A 16712-nucleotide genomic window follows, 5' to 3' on the forward strand; every position below is an offset into this window, starting at 1 on the left:
ATTAGGTTTTATACTATGAGCAACAAATTCGTTATCACTTGGGACAACATGCAGACTTACTGCCGTCAACTTGCTGAAAAGCAAATGCCAGCAGAGCAGTGGAAAGGCATCTGGGCAGTAAGCCGTGGTGGTTTGGTTCCTGGTGCAATCTTGGCTCGTGAGCTAGGTATTCGTCACGTAGATACGATTTGTATTTCTAGCTACGACCACGATCACCAACGTGATATGACAGTAGTTAAAGCACCTGAAGGTGACGGCGAAGGCTTCCTAATCGTTGAAGACTTGGTTGATAGTGGTGACACTGCACGTAAGCTTCGCGAAATGTACCCTAAAGCGAAACTGATCGCTGTATGTGCAAAACCATCTGGCGCTGATTTGCTAGACGAGTACATTGTTGATATCGCTCAAGACACATGGATTGAGCAACCTTGGGATACTAGCCTAAGCTACGTAGAGCCAGTAAATCGCAAGTCAAAATAAGCGTAAACTTAGTTTTTTGAGAAATGACCCTTTATAGGGTCATTTTTTTTTATATTATTAGTGACAACCATTTCTTATTAAGTATCCCAATGTCTGAACCAGAAGAAACGAGCTCGAACCTTTCGGAAACTTTGTTTGTAAAGCACAAGCAAGCGAAAGAGACCTCAATGTTGACACAATACATGCCAAGCTCTGAAGCGCTATTGGATGAGAAACGTGAACAGCAAAACTCATCATGGTATCGAAACCTAAGACGTCTTCAGTGGGTATGGCAAGGCGTTAATCCAATAGAGCAGGAAGCGGTATTGGCTCGCATCGCGTCATCAGATAACTCTCGTACAACCGATGAGTGGCTTGATACGGTCATGGGTTACCGAAGTGGTAACTGGGCATACGAATGGACCAAGCTGGGTATGCAGCATCAAAATCGTTCTAATGAGAAGAATGGTGAAGAGATGGCTGAAGAGCTATTTTCCGCATCGTTGTGCTTCAGTATTGCGGGTTACCCACACCTCAAGAACGACAACTTGGCAGCTCAGGCTCAAGTGTTGGCCAACGCAGCGTATTCTGAAGCGATCAAGCACACTAAGTTGATCGTCAAGCAGATTGATATTCCATACCAAAACAAGAAGATCAAAGCGAACTTGCATCTAACCAAGACAGATAAACCACAACCAGTTGTGATTGTCAGCGCGGGTCTAGATAGCTTGCAAACCGATATGTGGCGCCTGTTTAGGGATTATTTAGCACCTAAGAACATTGCTATGTTAACGGTAGACATGCCATCAATAGGGCACAGTGCACATTGGCCGTTAACAGAAGACTCATCTTGTCTTCACCAAGCAGTGCTGAATGAATTGCCTAACATCCCATGGGTCGATCACCACAAAGTCGGCTTGTTTGGTTTCCGCTTCGGTGGCAATGCGATGGTGAGATTATCTTTCCTCGAGCAACATAAGATTAAAGCGTGTATTTCTTTAGGCGCGCCAATTCACGATATCTTTGTTCATGCAGACAAACTTAAGCAGATGCCTAAAATGCATCTAGATGTGTTGGCTTCGCGCCTTGGTAAAGGGGCGGTCGATATCAATAGCCTTTCTGGGCAGTTGATGGCGTGGTCACTCAAGGTACAAGGTTTGCTGTCAAACAGTAAAACCAGTGTTCCTATCTTGGCATTGGCTCTGGAAGGCGACCCGGTTTCACCGCCAATGGATAATCAACTGGTTGCTATTTACAGTGATTACGGAAAAGCGAAGAAAATCAAAGCTAAGTCAATTACACAAGGTTATGAGCAATCCCTCGAATTGGCGATAAAGTGGCTTGAGGATGAATTATTTAGATGACATTTCTCCTAAATTAGTTAAGCATGAAAAATGTACAAACTAAGTACCTGATACTCAGAGGTCATTTATAAAATCCAAATGCGTAGTTTCTACGTATAACAGTCTGAGTAACGTCATTCTTAACATTGAAAATGGAGATTCAATATGTCAGAAGTGACACAACAACCTACGCATTACCGCTTGTTGAATGTTTTAAAGGCGATCGGGCCTTACTTAAGGGAACCGCAATCAGAAGAAGGCCACTATATCTTTGATTGCTTGTCTGTATGTGTGAACGATAAAAAATCACCAGAAGAACGCGAGTTCTGGGGCTGGTGGCTGGAATTGGATAAGTCGGAAGAGGGATATTCGGCGAAGTACAATATCGGCAAGTACAACATCGATGGTAACTGGGATTCTTTGCCGTTACCTAAAAAGGCGGTCGCTGAGGTCTCTCGAACTCAAGAAGCCTTCCACAAGAAACTGGTTGATGAACTTCAAAGTAAGTTTGAAATCAGTATCCAATTAGACGAAGAGTCTGTCGAATTCGTCTAATTTTAAAGGTTACTCTTCTATATAAAGCAAAAAGGTGCGATTTCGCACCTTTTCTGCTTGTGAATTCCCCTTTTGATTGCTAAAACATCACCTCTTATTTGTTTTATTCATAAAAGACTTCATGACAACAAATCATCAAAGCGGGACAACAACACAGCGTAAAACTGTCGTTGTTAAACTGGGTACCAGTGTCTTAACTGGTGGAACATTGGCATTAGACCGCGCTCATATGGTTGAGCTGGTTCGTCAATGTGCTGAATTAAAAAAACAAGGCCACTCTGTGGTTATGGTTTCGTCTGGTGCAATTGCAGCAGGACGTGAGCACCTTGGTTACCCCGCACTTCCCAACTCAATGGCGAGCAAACAGTTGCTTGCGGCAGTTGGGCAAAGTCAGTTGATTCAAGTTTGGGAGTCTTTGTTTGCTATCTATGGCCTTAAGATTGGCCAGATGCTACTGACTCGTGCTGATCTCGATGATCGCGAGCGTTTTCTTAATGCACGTGACACGATCAACGCACTGGTTGAGCACGATATTATTCCGGTAGTAAACGAAAACGACGCAGTAGCAACCAACGAAATTAAAGTGGGCGACAATGATAACTTGTCGGCCTTAGTGGGTATTTTGTGCGGTGCTGATAAGCTTTTGCTACTAACAGACCAAAAAGGCCTGTTTACGGCTGACCCTCGTAAAGATCCAAATGCTGAGCTCATCAAAGAAGTGAAAACCATTGATGACACGCTGCGTAAGATCGCAGGTGGCAGCGGTACTACGTTGGGTACTGGCGGCATGGCGACAAAACTGCAGGCGGCTGACATTGCTCGTCGCGCAGGCATCGAAGTGATTATTGCTGCGGGCAGTGCTGAAAATGTGGTGTTTGATTCACTGAGTGATAACCCACAAGGCACACGTTTCTTGCCTTTAGCGGAAGCGCTTGAAAACCGTAAACGCTGGATTTTAGCGGGCCCTGCTTCAGCAGGTGACATCGTGGTTGACGACGGCGCAGTAAACGCAGTCAACACCAAAGGCAGCAGCTTGTTGGCGAAAGGGGTTGTTCGAGTTAAAGGCGAATTCTCTCGTGGTGAAGTTACCCAAGTCACAGACAGCAAAGGCAAAGTAATTGCGCGTGGTATCGCCAGTTATTCAAGCCAAGACCTAGCAAAAATTGCAGGCAAGCACAGTAAAGATATTGGCGACATCCTTGGATACGATTATGGGTCAGAAGTCATTCACCGTGACGACCTAGTTGTAATCCAAGAGTAGCTCGTGATGATAAGGTGAATCACCTTTTTGCATCCAAAGACAGACAGAATTTAGGGAGAGTTAAACGTGGATTTAACTAACATGGGTATCGCAGCAAAAGACGCTGCTTTCCACCTAGCGACCGCATCTACGGCGCAAAAGAATAAAGCATTGGCGATTATCGCTGATGAGCTAGAAGCAAACGCAACAACGATTTTAGAAGCGAACGCGAAAGACATCGAACTGGGTCGTGAAGCGGGTTTAACTGACGCACTGCTCGATCGTCTACTTCTTAACGAAGAGCGCTTAACCGGTATCGCTAACGATGTTCGTAACGTGATTAGCCTGAATGACCCAGTTGGCAGCGAAATTGACAGCAAAGTACTAGAAAACGGTATGTCACTGTCTCGCCGCCGCGTGCCACTTGGTGTGGTGGGTGTTATCTATGAAGCGCGTCCGAACGTAACCATCGATATTGCAGCTCTGTGCCTGAAGACAGGTAACGCAAGCATTCTACGTGGTGGTAAAGAGACGTTTTTCTCGAACATGGAACTGGTTAAGGTTATCCAGTCTGCATTAGAGAAAGCGGAGCTTCCAGCCGCTTCTGTTCAGTACATCGAGAAGCCTGATCGTGAACTCGTTTCTCAACTGCTTAAACTGGACGACTACGTGGATATGATCATTCCTCGTGGCGGCGCTGGTCTGCACAAGATGTGTAAAGAGAACAGCACCATCCCAGTAATCATCGGCGGCTTTGGTATCAGCCATATCTTCGTTGATGAAAGCGCTGAACTTGAGAAATCTGTCGATGTGGTCGAAAACTCAAAAGTTCAACGTCCATCGGCGTGTAACTCGTTAGATACACTGCTAGTGCATGAAGCGGTTGCTGAAGCTTTCCTAACTAAGCTGAAACAGCGTTTAGCCGGCAAGGTAACCTTAGTTGCTGATACCAGTGCAAAATCGCTGCTAGCGGGTTTTGAAGACCAACGTGATGCGGTTGAAGGCGACTTTGACACTGAATGGCTAAGCTACACGCTAGGCGTGAAAGTGGTAGCGGATGTGGCAGAAGCGATTGACCACATGCGTGTACACAACGCGAGTCATTCAGATGCGATCATGACCAATAGCTTAGAGAGCTCAGAGCGTTTCATTAACTCTGTTGGTTCTGCAGCGGTTTATGTGAATGCATCAACACGTTTCACTGATGGCGCACAGTTTGGTTTAGGTGCTGAAGTTGCCGTGTCTACTCAGAAATTGCATGCTCGCGGCCCAATGGGCTTAGAAGAGCTGACAAGCTACAAATGGGTAGGTAAAGCGAACTATTTAGTCCGCGGTTAACGCTGGTCGTTAATTTTACTCTTCAGCTCATTTTTGAAATGGCGGTCGAGTAGCAATAATCAATGAATCACCACACAAAAGGGCCTTAATTGGCCCTTTTTCTTTCCTAACGTTTGGCAATTCCGTTACACTGATATTCAATTATTTGGAGGTGATATGCATTGTCCTTTTTGTTCAGAGAACGACACTAAAGTAATCGATTCAAGACTGGTAGCCGATGGCCATCAGGTTCGTCGTCGCCGTCAATGCCTTGCATGTAGTGAACGTTTTACTACGTTCGAATCGGCAGAACTTGTGATGCCTAAAGTCATAAAGTCGAATGGAAACCGCGAACCATTTAATGAAGATAAAATGGTGGGTGGTGTACAGCGCGCCCTAGAAAAACGCCCAGTGAGTGCTGACGCGATTGAACTTGCGATCAGTACGATTAAGTCACAACTCCGTGCAACTGGTGAGCGTGAAGTACCAAGCGAGATGATTGGTAATCTTGTGATGGGCCAATTGAAAGAATTGGATAAAGTGGCGTACATTCGTTTTGCCTCTGTTTACCGCAGCTTTGAAGACATCCGAGAGTTTGGCGAAGAAATCGCTAAATTAGAGGATTAACTCCTCAATCATGTCAAACTTTACTCCCCTAGATTTTCAAATGATGTCGCGTGCTATTCAGTTAGCAAAACGCGGCATTTACACTACTGCGCCAAACCCTAATGTGGGTTGTGTCATTGTACAAACCGACGGTCAGATCGTTGGTGAAGGTTTTCATGCCAAAGCTGGCGAACCTCATGCTGAAGTACATGCCATGCGAATGGCAGGCGACAAAGCAAAAGGTGCGACGGCTTATGTCACGCTAGAGCCTTGTTCTCATTACGGTCGAACGCCGCCTTGTGCTGAAGGTTTGATTAAGGCTCAAGTAGCCAAAGTGATTTGTGCCATGCAGGACCCAAACCCAAAAGTCGCAGGTCGTGGTATCAAAATGCTACGCGATGCGGGTATTGAGGTTGAAATCGGTTTGCTAGAGCAAGACGCTCTCGACTTGAACCCTGCATTTATCAAGCGTATGCAAACTGGCATGCCATTCGTTCAGTTAAAGATGGCCGCTAGCCTTGATGGGCAAACGGCATTGGTAAATGGCCAAAGCCAGTGGATCACATCGCCAGAAGCACGTCGTGATGTTCAGAACTACCGAGCAAAATCAGGCGCTGTGTTGTCAACTAGCCAGACGGTGATTGAAGACAACGCGTCGTTGAATGTTCGTTGGGCAGAGTTGCCAAGCAGTATCAAAGGTCATTACGCTGAAGACGAGCTGCGTCAGCCGATTCGCGTGATTCTTGATCGTCAAAACCAACTGCGTCCTGAACTCAAGTTATTCCAGACTCCAACATCGGTGTTGAGAGTTGCCGAAGCATCTGCTGATATTGAAGTCGCAACCACAGATGCAGGTCAGCTCGATTTGCACGATCTGATGCGTCAATTACCTGCCAATCATATCGACCATATTTGGGTCGAAGCGGGCGCAACATTGGCAAAAAGCTTGATTGAAGAGCAGCTGGTGGATGAGCTAATCCTTTATTTAGCACCTAAACTTATGGGCAGTGACGGACGAGGTTTGATGGGTGCATTAGGGCTCACTTCAATGTCTGACGTTATTGACCTAGAAATTAAAGATGTTCGACAGGTTGGTGTGGATATTCGCATCGTTGCGAAACCCGTATTTCGAAACAGATAGTAACGAAACCACAGTGGAAATAGTTACTCCAACTACATACGTGTCGTTGACAACAAAAAGAGTTTTAAAATGTTTACAGGAATTGTAGAAGCCGTAGGTACATTGAGTGCAATCACTCCCCGCGGAGAAGACATCACCGTAACGGTTAATGTTGGGAAGCTTGATATGGCTGACGTTAAGTTAGGCGACAGCATCGCTACCAATGGTGTGTGTTTGACAGTTGTTGAATATAACGACCACAGCTACAGTGCAGATCTTTCGCTTGAGACCCTGAAAAAAACGGGTTTTGTCGATTACCAAGCGGGCGATAAAGTTAACCTTGAGAAAGCAATGTTACCAACCACGCGTTTCGGTGGACATATAGTGTCTGGTCACGTTGATGGCGTGGGTGAGATTGTTGAACGTAACCAAGTTGGCCGTGCGATTGAATTCTGGGTAGAAATGCCAGCAGAAATCTCAAAATACGTGGCTCAAAAAGGCTCAGTAACAGTTGATGGCATTAGCCTGACTGTGAACGATTTACGTAAGAACGCATTCAAGCTGACTATCGTTCCTCATACTTCTTCAGAAACCACCATCGACCAATTCAATGTCGGTCGTAAAGTGAATCTAGAAGTTGATGTATTAGCACGTTACATGGAGCGTTTACTGCAAGGTCAGCAACAAGAATCTGAGCCTGAATCTCGATTAACGATGGAATTCTTACAGCAGAATGGTTTTGCCTAACCGTTGATACAAAGTGCGTTAAGCGAGACTTTGTAAAGCGAAGCAATATCATCAGGTTTAAATAGTGTCGGTTCTAGGAAGCAGAACCATTTCAAAGGATATAGAACAATGCCAATTAGTACTCCTCAAGAAATTATTGAAGACATTCGCCTAGGAAAAATGGTTATCCTGATGGATGATGAAGATCGCGAAAATGAAGGCGATCTGATCATGGCAGCAGAACATGTGACGCCAGAAGCGATTAACTTCATGGCGATGTACGGCCGTGGTTTAATTTGTCTGACGCTAACCAAAGAGCGTTCAAACCGCATGGGTCTAGCGCCTATGGTTCAAGATAACAACGCACAGTACACCACTAACTTTACTGTTTCGATTGAAGCGGCAGAGGGCGTAACAACGGGTATCTCTGCATCAGACCGTGCAGTGACGGTTCAAGCTGCAGTGGCGAAAGATGCGAAAGCGGCTGACCTTGTTCAACCTGGTCATATTTTCCCACTGACAGCGCAAGATGGCGGTGTTCTAACACGCGCAGGTCACACGGAAGCAGGTTGTGATTTAGCTCGTCTAGCTGGCTGTGAGCCAGCATCGGTTATCGTTGAGATCCTAAACGACGACGGCACCATGGCTCGTCGTCCAGATCTTGAAGTGTTCGCAGAAAAGCATGACATCAAACTAGGCACAATTGCTGACTTGATCGAATACCGCAACAACACAGAAACAACGATTGAGCGCGTTGCCCAATGTCATTTGCCAACTGAGTTTGGTGATTTCGAGCTTGTGACTTACCGCGATACGATTGATAACCAGATCCACTATGCGATGCAAAAAGGCGACCTATCTGAAGGTGCTCCTTTGGTACGTGTTCACTTGCATGACACGTTCACTGATCTGCTTCATTCAGACCGTGGTACTGAGCGCAGCTGGTCGCTAGATAAAGCGATGAAGCGTATTGGCGACGAAGGCGGTGTGTTGGTTATTCTTGGTAACGAAGAGTCGTCTGATTCTTTGATTCACAAAGTGAAGACATTCGAAGCGCAAGACAAGAACGAGCAGCCAACTATGGCGAAGAAGCAGGGTACCTCGCGTCGTGTTGGTGTCGGTTCTCAGATTCTTCAAGATCTAGGCGTGCACGATATGCGTCTGCTTTCTTCAAGCTCTAAGCGTTACCACGCATTGGGTGGTTTTGGTCTTAACGTTGTTGAGTACGTTTGCGAATAAATCATGCGTCAGCGAGCAGACGTTTCTCCGTTTGTAGCGACATAATTTACCGATGATTTCAGTGGCTCTTTTGGTGATAAGTTTTGCCAAAAGGGCAAAGTAGCCAAGTTCGACTCAAAACGTGTTCAATACACAAACTTGGCTCCTCGCTGTTCCTATATGCTTGGGATCAGCGCTGCATTATCATCTTTACATTGCCGGTGTCTGTTCTTCTAAATTACCATTAGATATTGCTCACAGTTTTGTGCTAGAATCCGGCGATTCTCACTTGATGAAAATAGTTAAAGGAAGGCTTATGAAAGTGATCGAGGGTGGCTTCCCAGCGCCAAATGCAAAAATTGCTATCGTTATTGCTCGTTTCAACAGTTTTATTAACGAAAGTTTACTTTCTGGTGCAATCGATACTTTAAAGCGTCATGGACAAGTAAGCGAAGACAACATCACTGTTGTTCGTTGCCCTGGTGCAGTAGAACTTCCACTTGTAGCGCAGCGCGTTGCAAAAACAGGTAAGTTCGATGCGATTGTATCTCTTGGTACAGTAATCCGTGGCGGTACACCTCACTTTGACTATGTTTGTAGTGAATGTAATAAAGGTTTGGCACAAGTGTCTCTGGAATTTTCTCTTCCAGTAGCGTTTGGTGTTCTTACTGTTGATACGATCGATCAAGCTATTGAACGCGCAGGAACCAAGGCTGGTAATAAGGGTGCAGAAGCCGCACTTAGCGCACTTGAGATGATCAACGTTCTTTCTGAAATCGATTCCTAATGGGGGCCAGTGTGAAACCAGCCGCACGTCGTAACGCACGTCAATTTGCTCTACAAGCAATTTATTCTTGGCAAATTACTAAAGAAAATATTGCTACCGTTGAAGAACAGTTCTTATCTGGTGGTAAGTATGATGAAGAAGAGCATCATGCTGCAGAGCCTGCTCTTGCTATGCCAGAAACAGACGTTGCATACTTCCGCGACTTACTAACTGGTGTTGCTCTTAGCCACATGGAACTTGATAGCAAGCTTCGTCCATTCGTATCTCGCCCTATGCAAGATCTGGATTTGATGGAACTAGCGCTTCTACGTTTAGCTATGTACGAGATGACTCGTCGCGAAGATGTACCATACAAAGTGGTTATCAACGAAGCTATCGAGCTTGCAAAAGTATTTGCAGCAGAAGACAGCCATAAGTTTGTTAACGGTGTGCTTGATAAAGCTGCACCACACGTTCGTAAGAAATAAGACGTTCGTATATTGAATCTAAAGGTCAGCTTTTATGCTGGCCTTTTTTGTAACTAAATTTCTGTAATCTCCATGATTACGGCGATTTTTATGAGACTAAAGATAGGGCATGTGATGTCTGGCGAATTTAACCTGATTGAAAAATATTTTGTAAATCGACAACCACAACGTAAAGACGTTCTTCTAGCTGCTGGCGATGATTGTGCTTTGGTCAAAGCGCCGGGCAATGTTGAGATAGCGATCAGCACGGACACCTTAGTGGCTGGTACCCATTTCTTAGCTGAGGCGAATCCGGCTTGGGTGGCACACAAAGCGTTGGCTTCCAATATCAGTGACCTTGCTGCAATGGGCGCGACGCCTGCTTGGGTGTCTTTTGCTTTAACCATGCCTGAAATCGATGAAGAATGGCTTGCTCCCTTCTGTGACTCCTTTTTTAAACTCGCAGACTACTTTGGTATTCAGTTAATTGGTGGCGACACAACCAAAGGTCCACTAAGCCTGACACTGACGGTACAGGGCTTTGTTCCTGAAGGACGAGCGCTGCGCAGAGATGGCGCGAAAGTGGGCGACTGGATTTACGTAACAGGTAATCTAGGTGACAGCAAAGCTGGCTTAGAAGTGTTACTTAACCCTGAGCAGAACAGAGCGAAGCCCTATGCTGCTGAGCTTGAAGAGAGACATTATGTGAGCGCCCCACGAGTGTTAGCGGGTCAGGCTCTAGTGAACCTTGCTTCATCTGCGATTGATATCTCTGATGGCGTTATTGCTGATTTAAAACATATCCTTAAGCGTTCTCAAGTTGGCGCGAGTATTGATGTAAGCACGCTGCCTATCTCTCCAGAGTTACGTCAGTTCGCTCCTGATATCACTTCAGCTCAGCAGTATGCGTTGACCAGTGGTGAAGAGTACGAACTGTGCTTTACTGTACCAGAAGAGAATAAAGGGTCGCTGGAAAGTGCTTTGTCACGCACTGGTACAAAAGTCACCTGCATTGGCCAGATAAGACCTGTAGAATATTTTGAATTACACAATAATGGTGAACCACTAAGCTGGAACTTAACTGGTTACGATCACTTTAAGGTTAATTGATGACAAACCCACTTTCTCTTATTTCTCTTAAAAATCCTTGGCATTTCTTAGCAACGGGTTTTGGCAGTGGCTTATCGCCTATTATTCCCGGCACAATGGGCACGCTTGCGTCAATTCCGTTGTACCTATTGTTGGTTCAGCTACCGTTTCCTGCTTACGTTGCCGTGGTGGTGGTAAGCTGCATTATTGGTATTAAGATCTGCCAAGTAACGTCTGATGATATGGGCGTGCATGACCACGGTTCTATCGTTTGGGATGAGTTTGCGGGCTTTTGGATCACCATGAGCTTAGTGCCTATGCTGAATATCCCTGCCGATGACTGGAAATGGCTTCTGGCTGGTTTTGTGCTTTTCCGCTTCTTTGACATGGTAAAACCTTGGCCGATTGGTTGGCTAGATGCGCGAATTCACGGCGGCTTGGGTATCATGATTGACGATATTGTAGCGGGTATTATGGCGGCTATTTCGTTGTATGCCGTGGCACATTTCGCAGGTTGGTTAGTGTGAGTTAACTGAAGGGCTAAGGTTTAGTTGGCGATACACCAAACTAATTAGCAGATACTAAAAAGGTTGACCCTAGGGCCAACCTTTTTTGTTTGCGGAGCTTACGAGCTTACGTATTAAGCTACTTGGCAAGATAGTCAGTGATAGACTTCTCAATGCCTTTCGCGTCCAAACCAAGCTCTTCATGCAGTTCGCCTTGCGTACCTTGAGCAATGAACTTGTCTGGTAGGCCAAGGTTCAATACTGGCATCAGCAGTTTCTCTTGCATCAAGAACTCAATCACACCTGCGCCCGCACCACCTGCAATCGCATTCTCTTCGATAGTTACCAGTACATCGTGGTCAGCAGCAAGTTGTTTGATCAGAGCTTCATCGAGTGGTTTCACAAAGCGCATATCTGCAACTGTCGCATCGATGACGTCAGCGGCTTGAAGTGCACTCTCAAGGAAAGTACCAAAGCTTAAGATAGCGACTTTCGAGCCATCTTTTGTTTTTTCGCTTTCGCGAACGATACGACCTTTACCAATCTCAAGCGCGGTAAATTTATTTTGTATCTCAGTACCCATACCATTACCGCGAGGGTAACGAACGGCACTTGGACCTGTATGCTGGTGGCCAGTGTAAAGCATTTGGCGACATTCGTTTTCGTCGCTTGGCGCCATGATCACCATGTTTGGAATACAACGCATAAAGCTTAAGTCGAACGCACCTTGGTGTGTTTGACCATCAGCACCGACAAGACCTGCACGGTCAATAGCGAACATGACCGGTAAGTCCATGATAGCCACATCGTGGATCAGTTGATCGTAGCCACGTTGTAGGAACGTCGAGTAGATAGCGACAATCGGCTTATCACCCGCAATCGCCATACCCGTTGCTAGGGTCACAGCATGCTGCTCAGCAATTGCTACGTCGAAGTATTGTTCTGGGTACTCTTTCGAGAAACGCACCATGCCAGAACCTTCACGCATTGCAGGCGTGATCGCCATTAGCTTAGGATCTTGCGCCGCCATATCACACAGGAAGTCACCAAAAATCTTAGAGAAAGTTGGTTTAGAGCTGGTGCTCTTAGGCAGACTTGAGTGTGCTGGATCGAATTTCGGTACGCCGTGGTAACCGATTGGATCTTTCTCAGCTGGCTCGTAGCCTTTGCCTTTCTTAGTCATGATATGCAGGAACTGAGGGCCTTTAAGGTCTCTCATGTTCTTAAGCGTTTTAATCAGCTCATTGACATCGTGACCATCAATTGGGCCAATGTAGTTAAAGCCTAACTCTTCGAACATGGTGCCAGGGACAACCATGCCTTTTAGATGTTCTTCTGTACGACGAACCAGCTCTTTAATCGGCGGAACGCCTGATAGCACTTTCTTGCCGCCCTCACGAATTGACGTGTAAAGACTGCCAGAAAGAACTTGAGCTAGGTGGTTGTTTAGCGCACCTACGTTTTCAGAGATCGACATCTCGTTATCGTTCAGGATAACCAGCATGTCATTGTGAATATCGCCCGCGTGGTTCATGGCTTCAAATGCCATACCCGCAGTAATCGCGCCATCACCAATCACACTCACGACTTTACGGTTCTTGCCTTCTTTCTTCGAACTGATAGCCATACCAAGTGCAGCACTGATCGATGTTGAAGAGTGACCAACAGAAAGGGTGTCGTATTCACTCTCTTGACGCCATGGGAATGGGTGCAGTCCATCTTTTTGACGGATAGTCGACAAGCGGTCGCGACGACCTGTAAGAATTTTGTGCGGGTATGCTTGGTGACCAACATCCCAAACCAACTGGTCAAAAGGCGTGTTGTACACATAGTGCAGAGCAACAGTCAGCTCTACTGTACCTAAGCCTGACGCTAAGTGACCACTTGACTGGCTCACTGAGTTAAGAAGGTAGGTACGTAATTCATCACAAAGCTGTGTCAGCGTCTCTTTTGGAAGTAGACGCAAATCCTCTGGCTTATCAGCCAAAGCAAGAGTTGGGTACTTTGATATATCAAGAGTCATAGGTAATGCGCGCTTATTGTCTTAGTTCTTGCGCTCGATGACGTATCGGGCGAACTCTTCGAGTAACTGGGTATTGTATGGGATTGCAGCCAAAGCTTGAAGTGCTTCCTGTAGCAGAGTTTGCGCTTTTTCTTGAGCGCCCTCTAAACCTAGCAAAGAAGGGTAGGTGCTTTTGTTCAATTCTTGGTCAGAACCCTGTGGTTTACCCAAAGTTTCAGTATCGCCAGTGATATCTAAAATATCATCTTGAACCTGGAATGCTAATCCAATGGCATCGGCGTACTTGTCTAATTGAGGCATCACTTCAAACGCTTTTTCACCAGCAGTAAGCGCACCTAAACGAATCGCACATTTCATTAACGCGCCCGTTTTATTGCGGTGAACTTCTTCTAACTCTTCTAGCGTGACAGAGCGGTTTTCAGCTTCAATATCAAGTGCTTGTCCAATACACATACCTTGTGCACCAGAGGCTTCAGCTAGGCGTTGAATCATTCGAACGCGATTGCTTTCACCGTCAGCACTTAATGTACCTTCCGCAAGTATAGTAAACGCGAGAGTTTGTAGTGCATCGCCAGTTAAAATTGCCGTTGCTTCATCGTATTTGATGTGACAAGTCTGATGGCCACGACGCAGTTCATCATCGTCCATTGCTGGAAGGTCGTCGTGAATCAGAGAATAGGCATGAATACATTCGATTGCAGATGCTGGAGTGTCGAGTTCTTCAGCGGTGCAGCCGAGCATTTCCCCTGTAATGTAGACAAGAAATGGACGTGCGCGTTTACCGCCTAAAAGTAATCCATAACGCATCGCGTTGATAAGATTCTGATTTTGGTGTGGTAGGCGATCAAGCCAAAGGTTCAATTGCTCGTTATTACGTGCTTGATAAGACAATAAAGTCTCGATCATAGGGGATCTCATACAATTCGTTATTCAGGTTGTGGGTTAAAGTCACTCAGCTCTGCATTTTCATCATTTTGCAGTAGGATGCTAACACGTTGTTCAGCATCGTTTAGTTTACTTTGACCGGCACGAGCGAGGGAGATGCCTCGTTCGAATTTTTTCAGCGCATCATCTAAAGCTAGATCACCATTTTCTAGTTGATCAACCAAGCCATCAAGCTCTTCGATTGCTGCTTCAAAGCTCATATTTTCAGGTTTCTTAGTAGCCATAATAAATCTGCGTTTGGAAAGATGAACGAACGTTACCCTAGGCCGCTGAGATGGTCAAATGTAACCAAGAAATTTTGCTAGAAAGTTCGTTTTTAAGGGGCTTGAACGCACTTTGCTTGAATAACCTTAGCTTTATCGAGTTTATGCGCTACGTATAAGAGCAAAGTAAGCCAATAGTTGGGATTCAAAAACGAAAAGTGTGATACTTAGGCCAAGAATTTACTAAAAGATCTTATAGTCTTGCCGATACAAAGATTATCGTCGACATAGAGCTACAAAAAAGCATGAGGAGTGCTCAGTGGATTTAGCAACCCTAATAGGTTTGATTGGTGGATTTGCCTTTGTAATTATGGCAATGATCCTAGGTGGAAGCCTCGGGATGTTCTATGACACGACATCCATTTTGATCGTAGTTGGTGGCTCAACTTTTGTTGTTCTAATGAAGTTCACCATGGGACAGTTCTTTGGCGCGACTAAAATCGCAGGCAAAGCTTTTATGTTTAAAGCGGATGAGCCTGAAGATCTTATTGCGAAAGTTGTAGAGATGGCTGATACGGCTCGTAAAGGTGGTTTCTTAGCACTGGAAGAGATGGAAATTAACAACAGTTTCATGCAAAAGGGCATCGACCTATTGGTAGATGGCCATGACGGTGATGTGGTACGCGCTGCACTGCAAAAAGACATCGCATTAACCACAGAACGTCACGAACAGGGCGCGAAAGTGTTCTCTGCATTTGGTGATGTTGCCCCTGCAATGGGCATGATTGGTACCTTGGTTGGTCTGGTTGCCATGCTTTCGAACATGGATGATCCAAAAGCGATCGGTCCTGCGATGGCGGTAGCACTTTTAACCACTCTATATGGTGCGATTCTTTCGAACATGGTGTTCTTCCCAATTGCCGACAAGCTTGCGCTGCGTCGTGACCAAGAGACACTCAACCGTCGTTTGGTTATGGATGGCGTACTCGCGATTCAAGATGGTCAGAACCCACGAGTAATCGATGGTTACCTGAAGAGCTACCTAAACGAAGGTAAGCGTACGATTGATGGTGAACCTGCGTAAGAGGAGTTGAAGATGGATGAAGAAAATCCATGTAAATGTCCTCCTCCGGGGTTGCCTCAATGGATGGGGACATTTGCTGACTTGATGTCACTGCTGATGTGTTTCTTCGTACTGCTGCTCTCATTCTCTGAGATGGACGTACTGAAGTTCAAACAGATCGCTGGCTCGATGAAATTTGCGTTTGGTGTACAAAACCGCTTGGAAGTGAAAGATATTCCTAAAGGTACTAGCATCATTGCGCAAGAGTTTCGCCCTGGTCGCCCAGAGCCGACTCCTATCGATGTGATCATGCAGCAGACCATTGATATTACGCAGCAAACGCTTGAGTTTCATGAAGGTGAATCTGAGCGTGCTGGCGGTACCATGCGTGATCAAGGCAAGATGACCGGAGGCAAGTCGCCAGAGGTTTCGACTCACGACAATCAAAACTCTGAGTCAGACCAACAGCAACAACAAGCTGAAGATCAATCGCAAGAGATGGAAACCTTGATGGAAAGCATCAAGAAGGCGTTGGAGCGAGAGATAGACCAAGGCGCGATTGAAGTTGAAAACCTTGGCCAGCAGATTGTGATTCGAATTCGTGAGAAGGGTGCATTCCCATCGGGTTCTGCTTTCCTACAGCCTAAGTTCCGACCTTTGGTGAGACAGGTTGCTGAGTTGGTGAAAGATGTTCCGGGTATCGTTCGAATCTCAGGGCACACCGATAATCAACGTCTTGATTCCGAGCTTTATCGATCTAATTGGGACTTGTCATCACAGCGAGCAGTGTCTGTTGCTCAAGAGATGGAAAAGGTGCGTGGTTTCTCTCATCAACGCTTGAGAGTACGCGGCATGGCGGATACCGAGCCAGTCGAGCCGAACGATACTGAATGGCAACGTAGCCTCAACCGCCGCGTTGAAATCAGCATCATGCAGGGCGAGCCGCTTTACAGTGACGAAGTGCCTGTTATTAATGAATAGCCGATACGTGTACACACGGTAGCATGCAGATAGCATCGAAAGCCCAACCTTATAATGAGGTTGGGCTTTTTGTTGGTGCGCCGAG

The 16712-nt window shown here is 45.9% G+C and carries 18 protein-coding genes; 15 read left to right on the top strand and 3 right to left on the bottom strand.

What is annotated here, in order from left to right:
* The first annotated feature begins 15 nt into the window (after positions 1-15).
* The 13 genes from tet(34) to pgpA all read left to right on the top strand — a co-directional run bounded on the left by tet(34) (position 16) and on the right by pgpA (position 11433).
* The gene (gene tet(34) / locus AB4209_RS04190; protein WP_009847475.1) at positions 16-480 is read left to right on the top strand and encodes an oxytetracycline resistance phosphoribosyltransferase domain-containing protein Tet(34); all 465 of its coding nucleotides are present in this window, start codon (positions 16-18) and stop codon (positions 478-480) included.
* Positions 481-569: 89 nt separating this feature from the next.
* Positions 570-1823: an esterase FrsA gene (gene frsA, locus AB4209_RS04195; protein WP_017060788.1), complete on the top strand. Its 1254-nt coding sequence runs from the start codon at positions 570-572 to the stop codon at positions 1821-1823.
* Between the two features lie 144 nt (positions 1824-1967).
* Entirely contained in the window at positions 1968-2357 is a 390-nt protein-coding gene (crl, locus tag AB4209_RS04200; protein ID WP_017060787.1) for a sigma factor-binding protein Crl, read from the top strand.
* Between the two features lie 76 nt (positions 2358-2433).
* Positions 2434-3618: a glutamate 5-kinase gene (gene proB / locus AB4209_RS04205; RefSeq protein WP_017084187.1), complete on the top strand. Its 1185-nt coding sequence runs from the start codon at positions 2434-2436 to the stop codon at positions 3616-3618.
* A gap of 66 nt (positions 3619-3684) precedes the next feature.
* Positions 3685-4935: a glutamate-5-semialdehyde dehydrogenase gene (locus AB4209_RS04210; RefSeq protein ID WP_372054934.1), complete on the top strand. Its 1251-nt coding sequence runs from the start codon at positions 3685-3687 to the stop codon at positions 4933-4935.
* A 156-nt stretch (positions 4936-5091) separates the two neighbouring features.
* The gene (nrdR, locus tag AB4209_RS04215) at positions 5092-5541 is read left to right on the top strand and encodes a transcriptional regulator NrdR (RefSeq protein WP_004734394.1); all 450 of its coding nucleotides are present in this window, start codon (positions 5092-5094) and stop codon (positions 5539-5541) included.
* A 40-nt stretch (positions 5542-5581) separates the two neighbouring features.
* A complete protein-coding gene (gene ribD, locus AB4209_RS04220; RefSeq protein WP_372054936.1) occupies positions 5582-6661 on the top strand; it encodes a bifunctional diaminohydroxyphosphoribosylaminopyrimidine deaminase/5-amino-6-(5-phosphoribosylamino)uracil reductase RibD in 1080 nt (359 codons plus the stop codon).
* 69 nt (positions 6662-6730) lie between these two features.
* Positions 6731-7387 carry a riboflavin synthase gene (locus AB4209_RS04225; protein WP_010436361.1) on the top strand — a complete coding sequence of 219 codons (657 nt, stop codon included), beginning with the start codon at positions 6731-6733 and terminating at the stop codon, positions 7385-7387.
* A gap of 108 nt (positions 7388-7495) precedes the next feature.
* Positions 7496-8605: a bifunctional 3,4-dihydroxy-2-butanone-4-phosphate synthase/GTP cyclohydrolase II gene (gene ribBA / locus AB4209_RS04230; RefSeq protein WP_102398343.1), complete on the top strand. Its 1110-nt coding sequence runs from the start codon at positions 7496-7498 to the stop codon at positions 8603-8605.
* A gap of 295 nt (positions 8606-8900) precedes the next feature.
* A complete protein-coding gene (ribE, locus tag AB4209_RS04235) occupies positions 8901-9371 on the top strand; it encodes a 6,7-dimethyl-8-ribityllumazine synthase (RefSeq protein ID WP_004734398.1) in 471 nt (156 codons plus the stop codon).
* Positions 9371-9838: a transcription antitermination factor NusB gene (nusB, locus tag AB4209_RS04240; protein WP_004734399.1), complete on the top strand. Its 468-nt coding sequence runs from the start codon at positions 9371-9373 to the stop codon at positions 9836-9838. Before ribE ends, nusB begins: the two co-directional genes overlap by 1 nt.
* Before the next feature lie 114 nt (positions 9839-9952).
* The gene (thiL, locus tag AB4209_RS04245) at positions 9953-10927 is read left to right on the top strand and encodes a thiamine-phosphate kinase (RefSeq protein ID WP_372054944.1); all 975 of its coding nucleotides are present in this window, start codon (positions 9953-9955) and stop codon (positions 10925-10927) included.
* Entirely contained in the window at positions 10927-11433 is a 507-nt protein-coding gene (pgpA, locus tag AB4209_RS04250; protein ID WP_372054938.1) for a phosphatidylglycerophosphatase A, read from the top strand. The genes thiL and pgpA overlap by 1 nt, the downstream gene beginning before the upstream one ends.
* 118 nt (positions 11434-11551) lie before the next feature.
* Here the strand turns inward: pgpA and dxs are convergent, their stop codons facing one another.
* From dxs to xseB, 3 genes are read right to left on the bottom strand one after another with little or no spacing between them, the layout of a single operon-like run.
* Complete coding sequence (gene dxs, locus AB4209_RS04255) at positions 11552-13435, bottom strand: 1-deoxy-D-xylulose-5-phosphate synthase (protein WP_017060781.1); 1884 nt, start codon at positions 13433-13435, stop codon at positions 11552-11554.
* Positions 13436-13456: 21 nt separating this feature from the next.
* Entirely contained in the window at positions 13457-14341 is an 885-nt protein-coding gene (gene ispA / locus AB4209_RS04260) for a (2E,6E)-farnesyl diphosphate synthase (RefSeq protein ID WP_371724331.1), read from the bottom strand.
* A gap of 20 nt (positions 14342-14361) precedes the next feature.
* Complete coding sequence (gene xseB / locus AB4209_RS04265; RefSeq protein WP_004734405.1) at positions 14362-14604, bottom strand: exodeoxyribonuclease VII small subunit; 243 nt, start codon at positions 14602-14604, stop codon at positions 14362-14364.
* Between the two features lie 298 nt (positions 14605-14902).
* On the opposite strand from xseB, the gene pomA reads away from it, so the two are divergent.
* Positions 14903-15667 (top strand): flagellar motor protein PomA, encoded by a 765-nt coding sequence (gene pomA, locus AB4209_RS04270; protein WP_372054940.1) that lies wholly within the window; start codon positions 14903-14905, stop codon positions 15665-15667.
* A 12-nt stretch (positions 15668-15679) separates the two neighbouring features.
* Entirely contained in the window at positions 15680-16627 is a 948-nt protein-coding gene (locus AB4209_RS04275; RefSeq protein ID WP_372054942.1) for a flagellar motor protein MotB, read from the top strand.
* Positions 16628-16712 lie beyond the last annotated feature (85 nt).

It is taken from the genome of Vibrio sp. 10N.286.48.C11 (assembly GCF_041469805.1).
Lineage (GTDB): Bacteria > Pseudomonadota > Gammaproteobacteria > Enterobacterales > Vibrionaceae > Vibrio > Vibrio crassostreae_C.

Coding starts and splice junctions, on each gene's coding strand:
- nusB (WP_004734399.1), top strand. CDS start 9,371: ATGGGGGCCAGTGTGAAACCAGCCGCACGTCGTAACGCACGTCAATTT.
- crl (WP_017060787.1), top strand. CDS start 1,968: ATGTCAGAAGTGACACAACAACCTACGCATTACCGCTTGTTGAATGTT.
- nrdR (WP_004734394.1), top strand. CDS start 5,092: ATGCATTGTCCTTTTTGTTCAGAGAACGACACTAAAGTAATCGATTCA.
- thiL (WP_372054944.1), top strand. CDS start 9,953: ATGTCTGGCGAATTTAACCTGATTGAAAAATATTTTGTAAATCGACAA.
- ribD (WP_372054936.1), top strand. CDS start 5,582: ATGATGTCGCGTGCTATTCAGTTAGCAAAACGCGGCATTTACACTACT.
- pgpA (WP_372054938.1), top strand. CDS start 10,927: ATGACAAACCCACTTTCTCTTATTTCTCTTAAAAATCCTTGGCATTTC.
- AB4209_RS04225 (WP_010436361.1), top strand. CDS start 6,731: ATGTTTACAGGAATTGTAGAAGCCGTAGGTACATTGAGTGCAATCACT.
- AB4209_RS04275 (WP_372054942.1), top strand. CDS start 15,680: ATGGATGAAGAAAATCCATGTAAATGTCCTCCTCCGGGGTTGCCTCAA.
- ribE (WP_004734398.1), top strand. CDS start 8,901: ATGAAAGTGATCGAGGGTGGCTTCCCAGCGCCAAATGCAAAAATTGCT.
- dxs (WP_017060781.1), bottom strand. CDS start 13,435: ATGACTCTTGATATATCAAAGTACCCAACTCTTGCTTTGGCTGATAAG.
- xseB (WP_004734405.1), bottom strand. CDS start 14,604: ATGGCTACTAAGAAACCTGAAAATATGAGCTTTGAAGCAGCAATCGAA.
- ribBA (WP_102398343.1), top strand. CDS start 7,496: ATGCCAATTAGTACTCCTCAAGAAATTATTGAAGACATTCGCCTAGGA.
- frsA (WP_017060788.1), top strand. CDS start 570: ATGTCTGAACCAGAAGAAACGAGCTCGAACCTTTCGGAAACTTTGTTT.
- ispA (WP_371724331.1), bottom strand. CDS start 14,341: ATGATCGAGACTTTATTGTCTTATCAAGCACGTAATAACGAGCAATTG.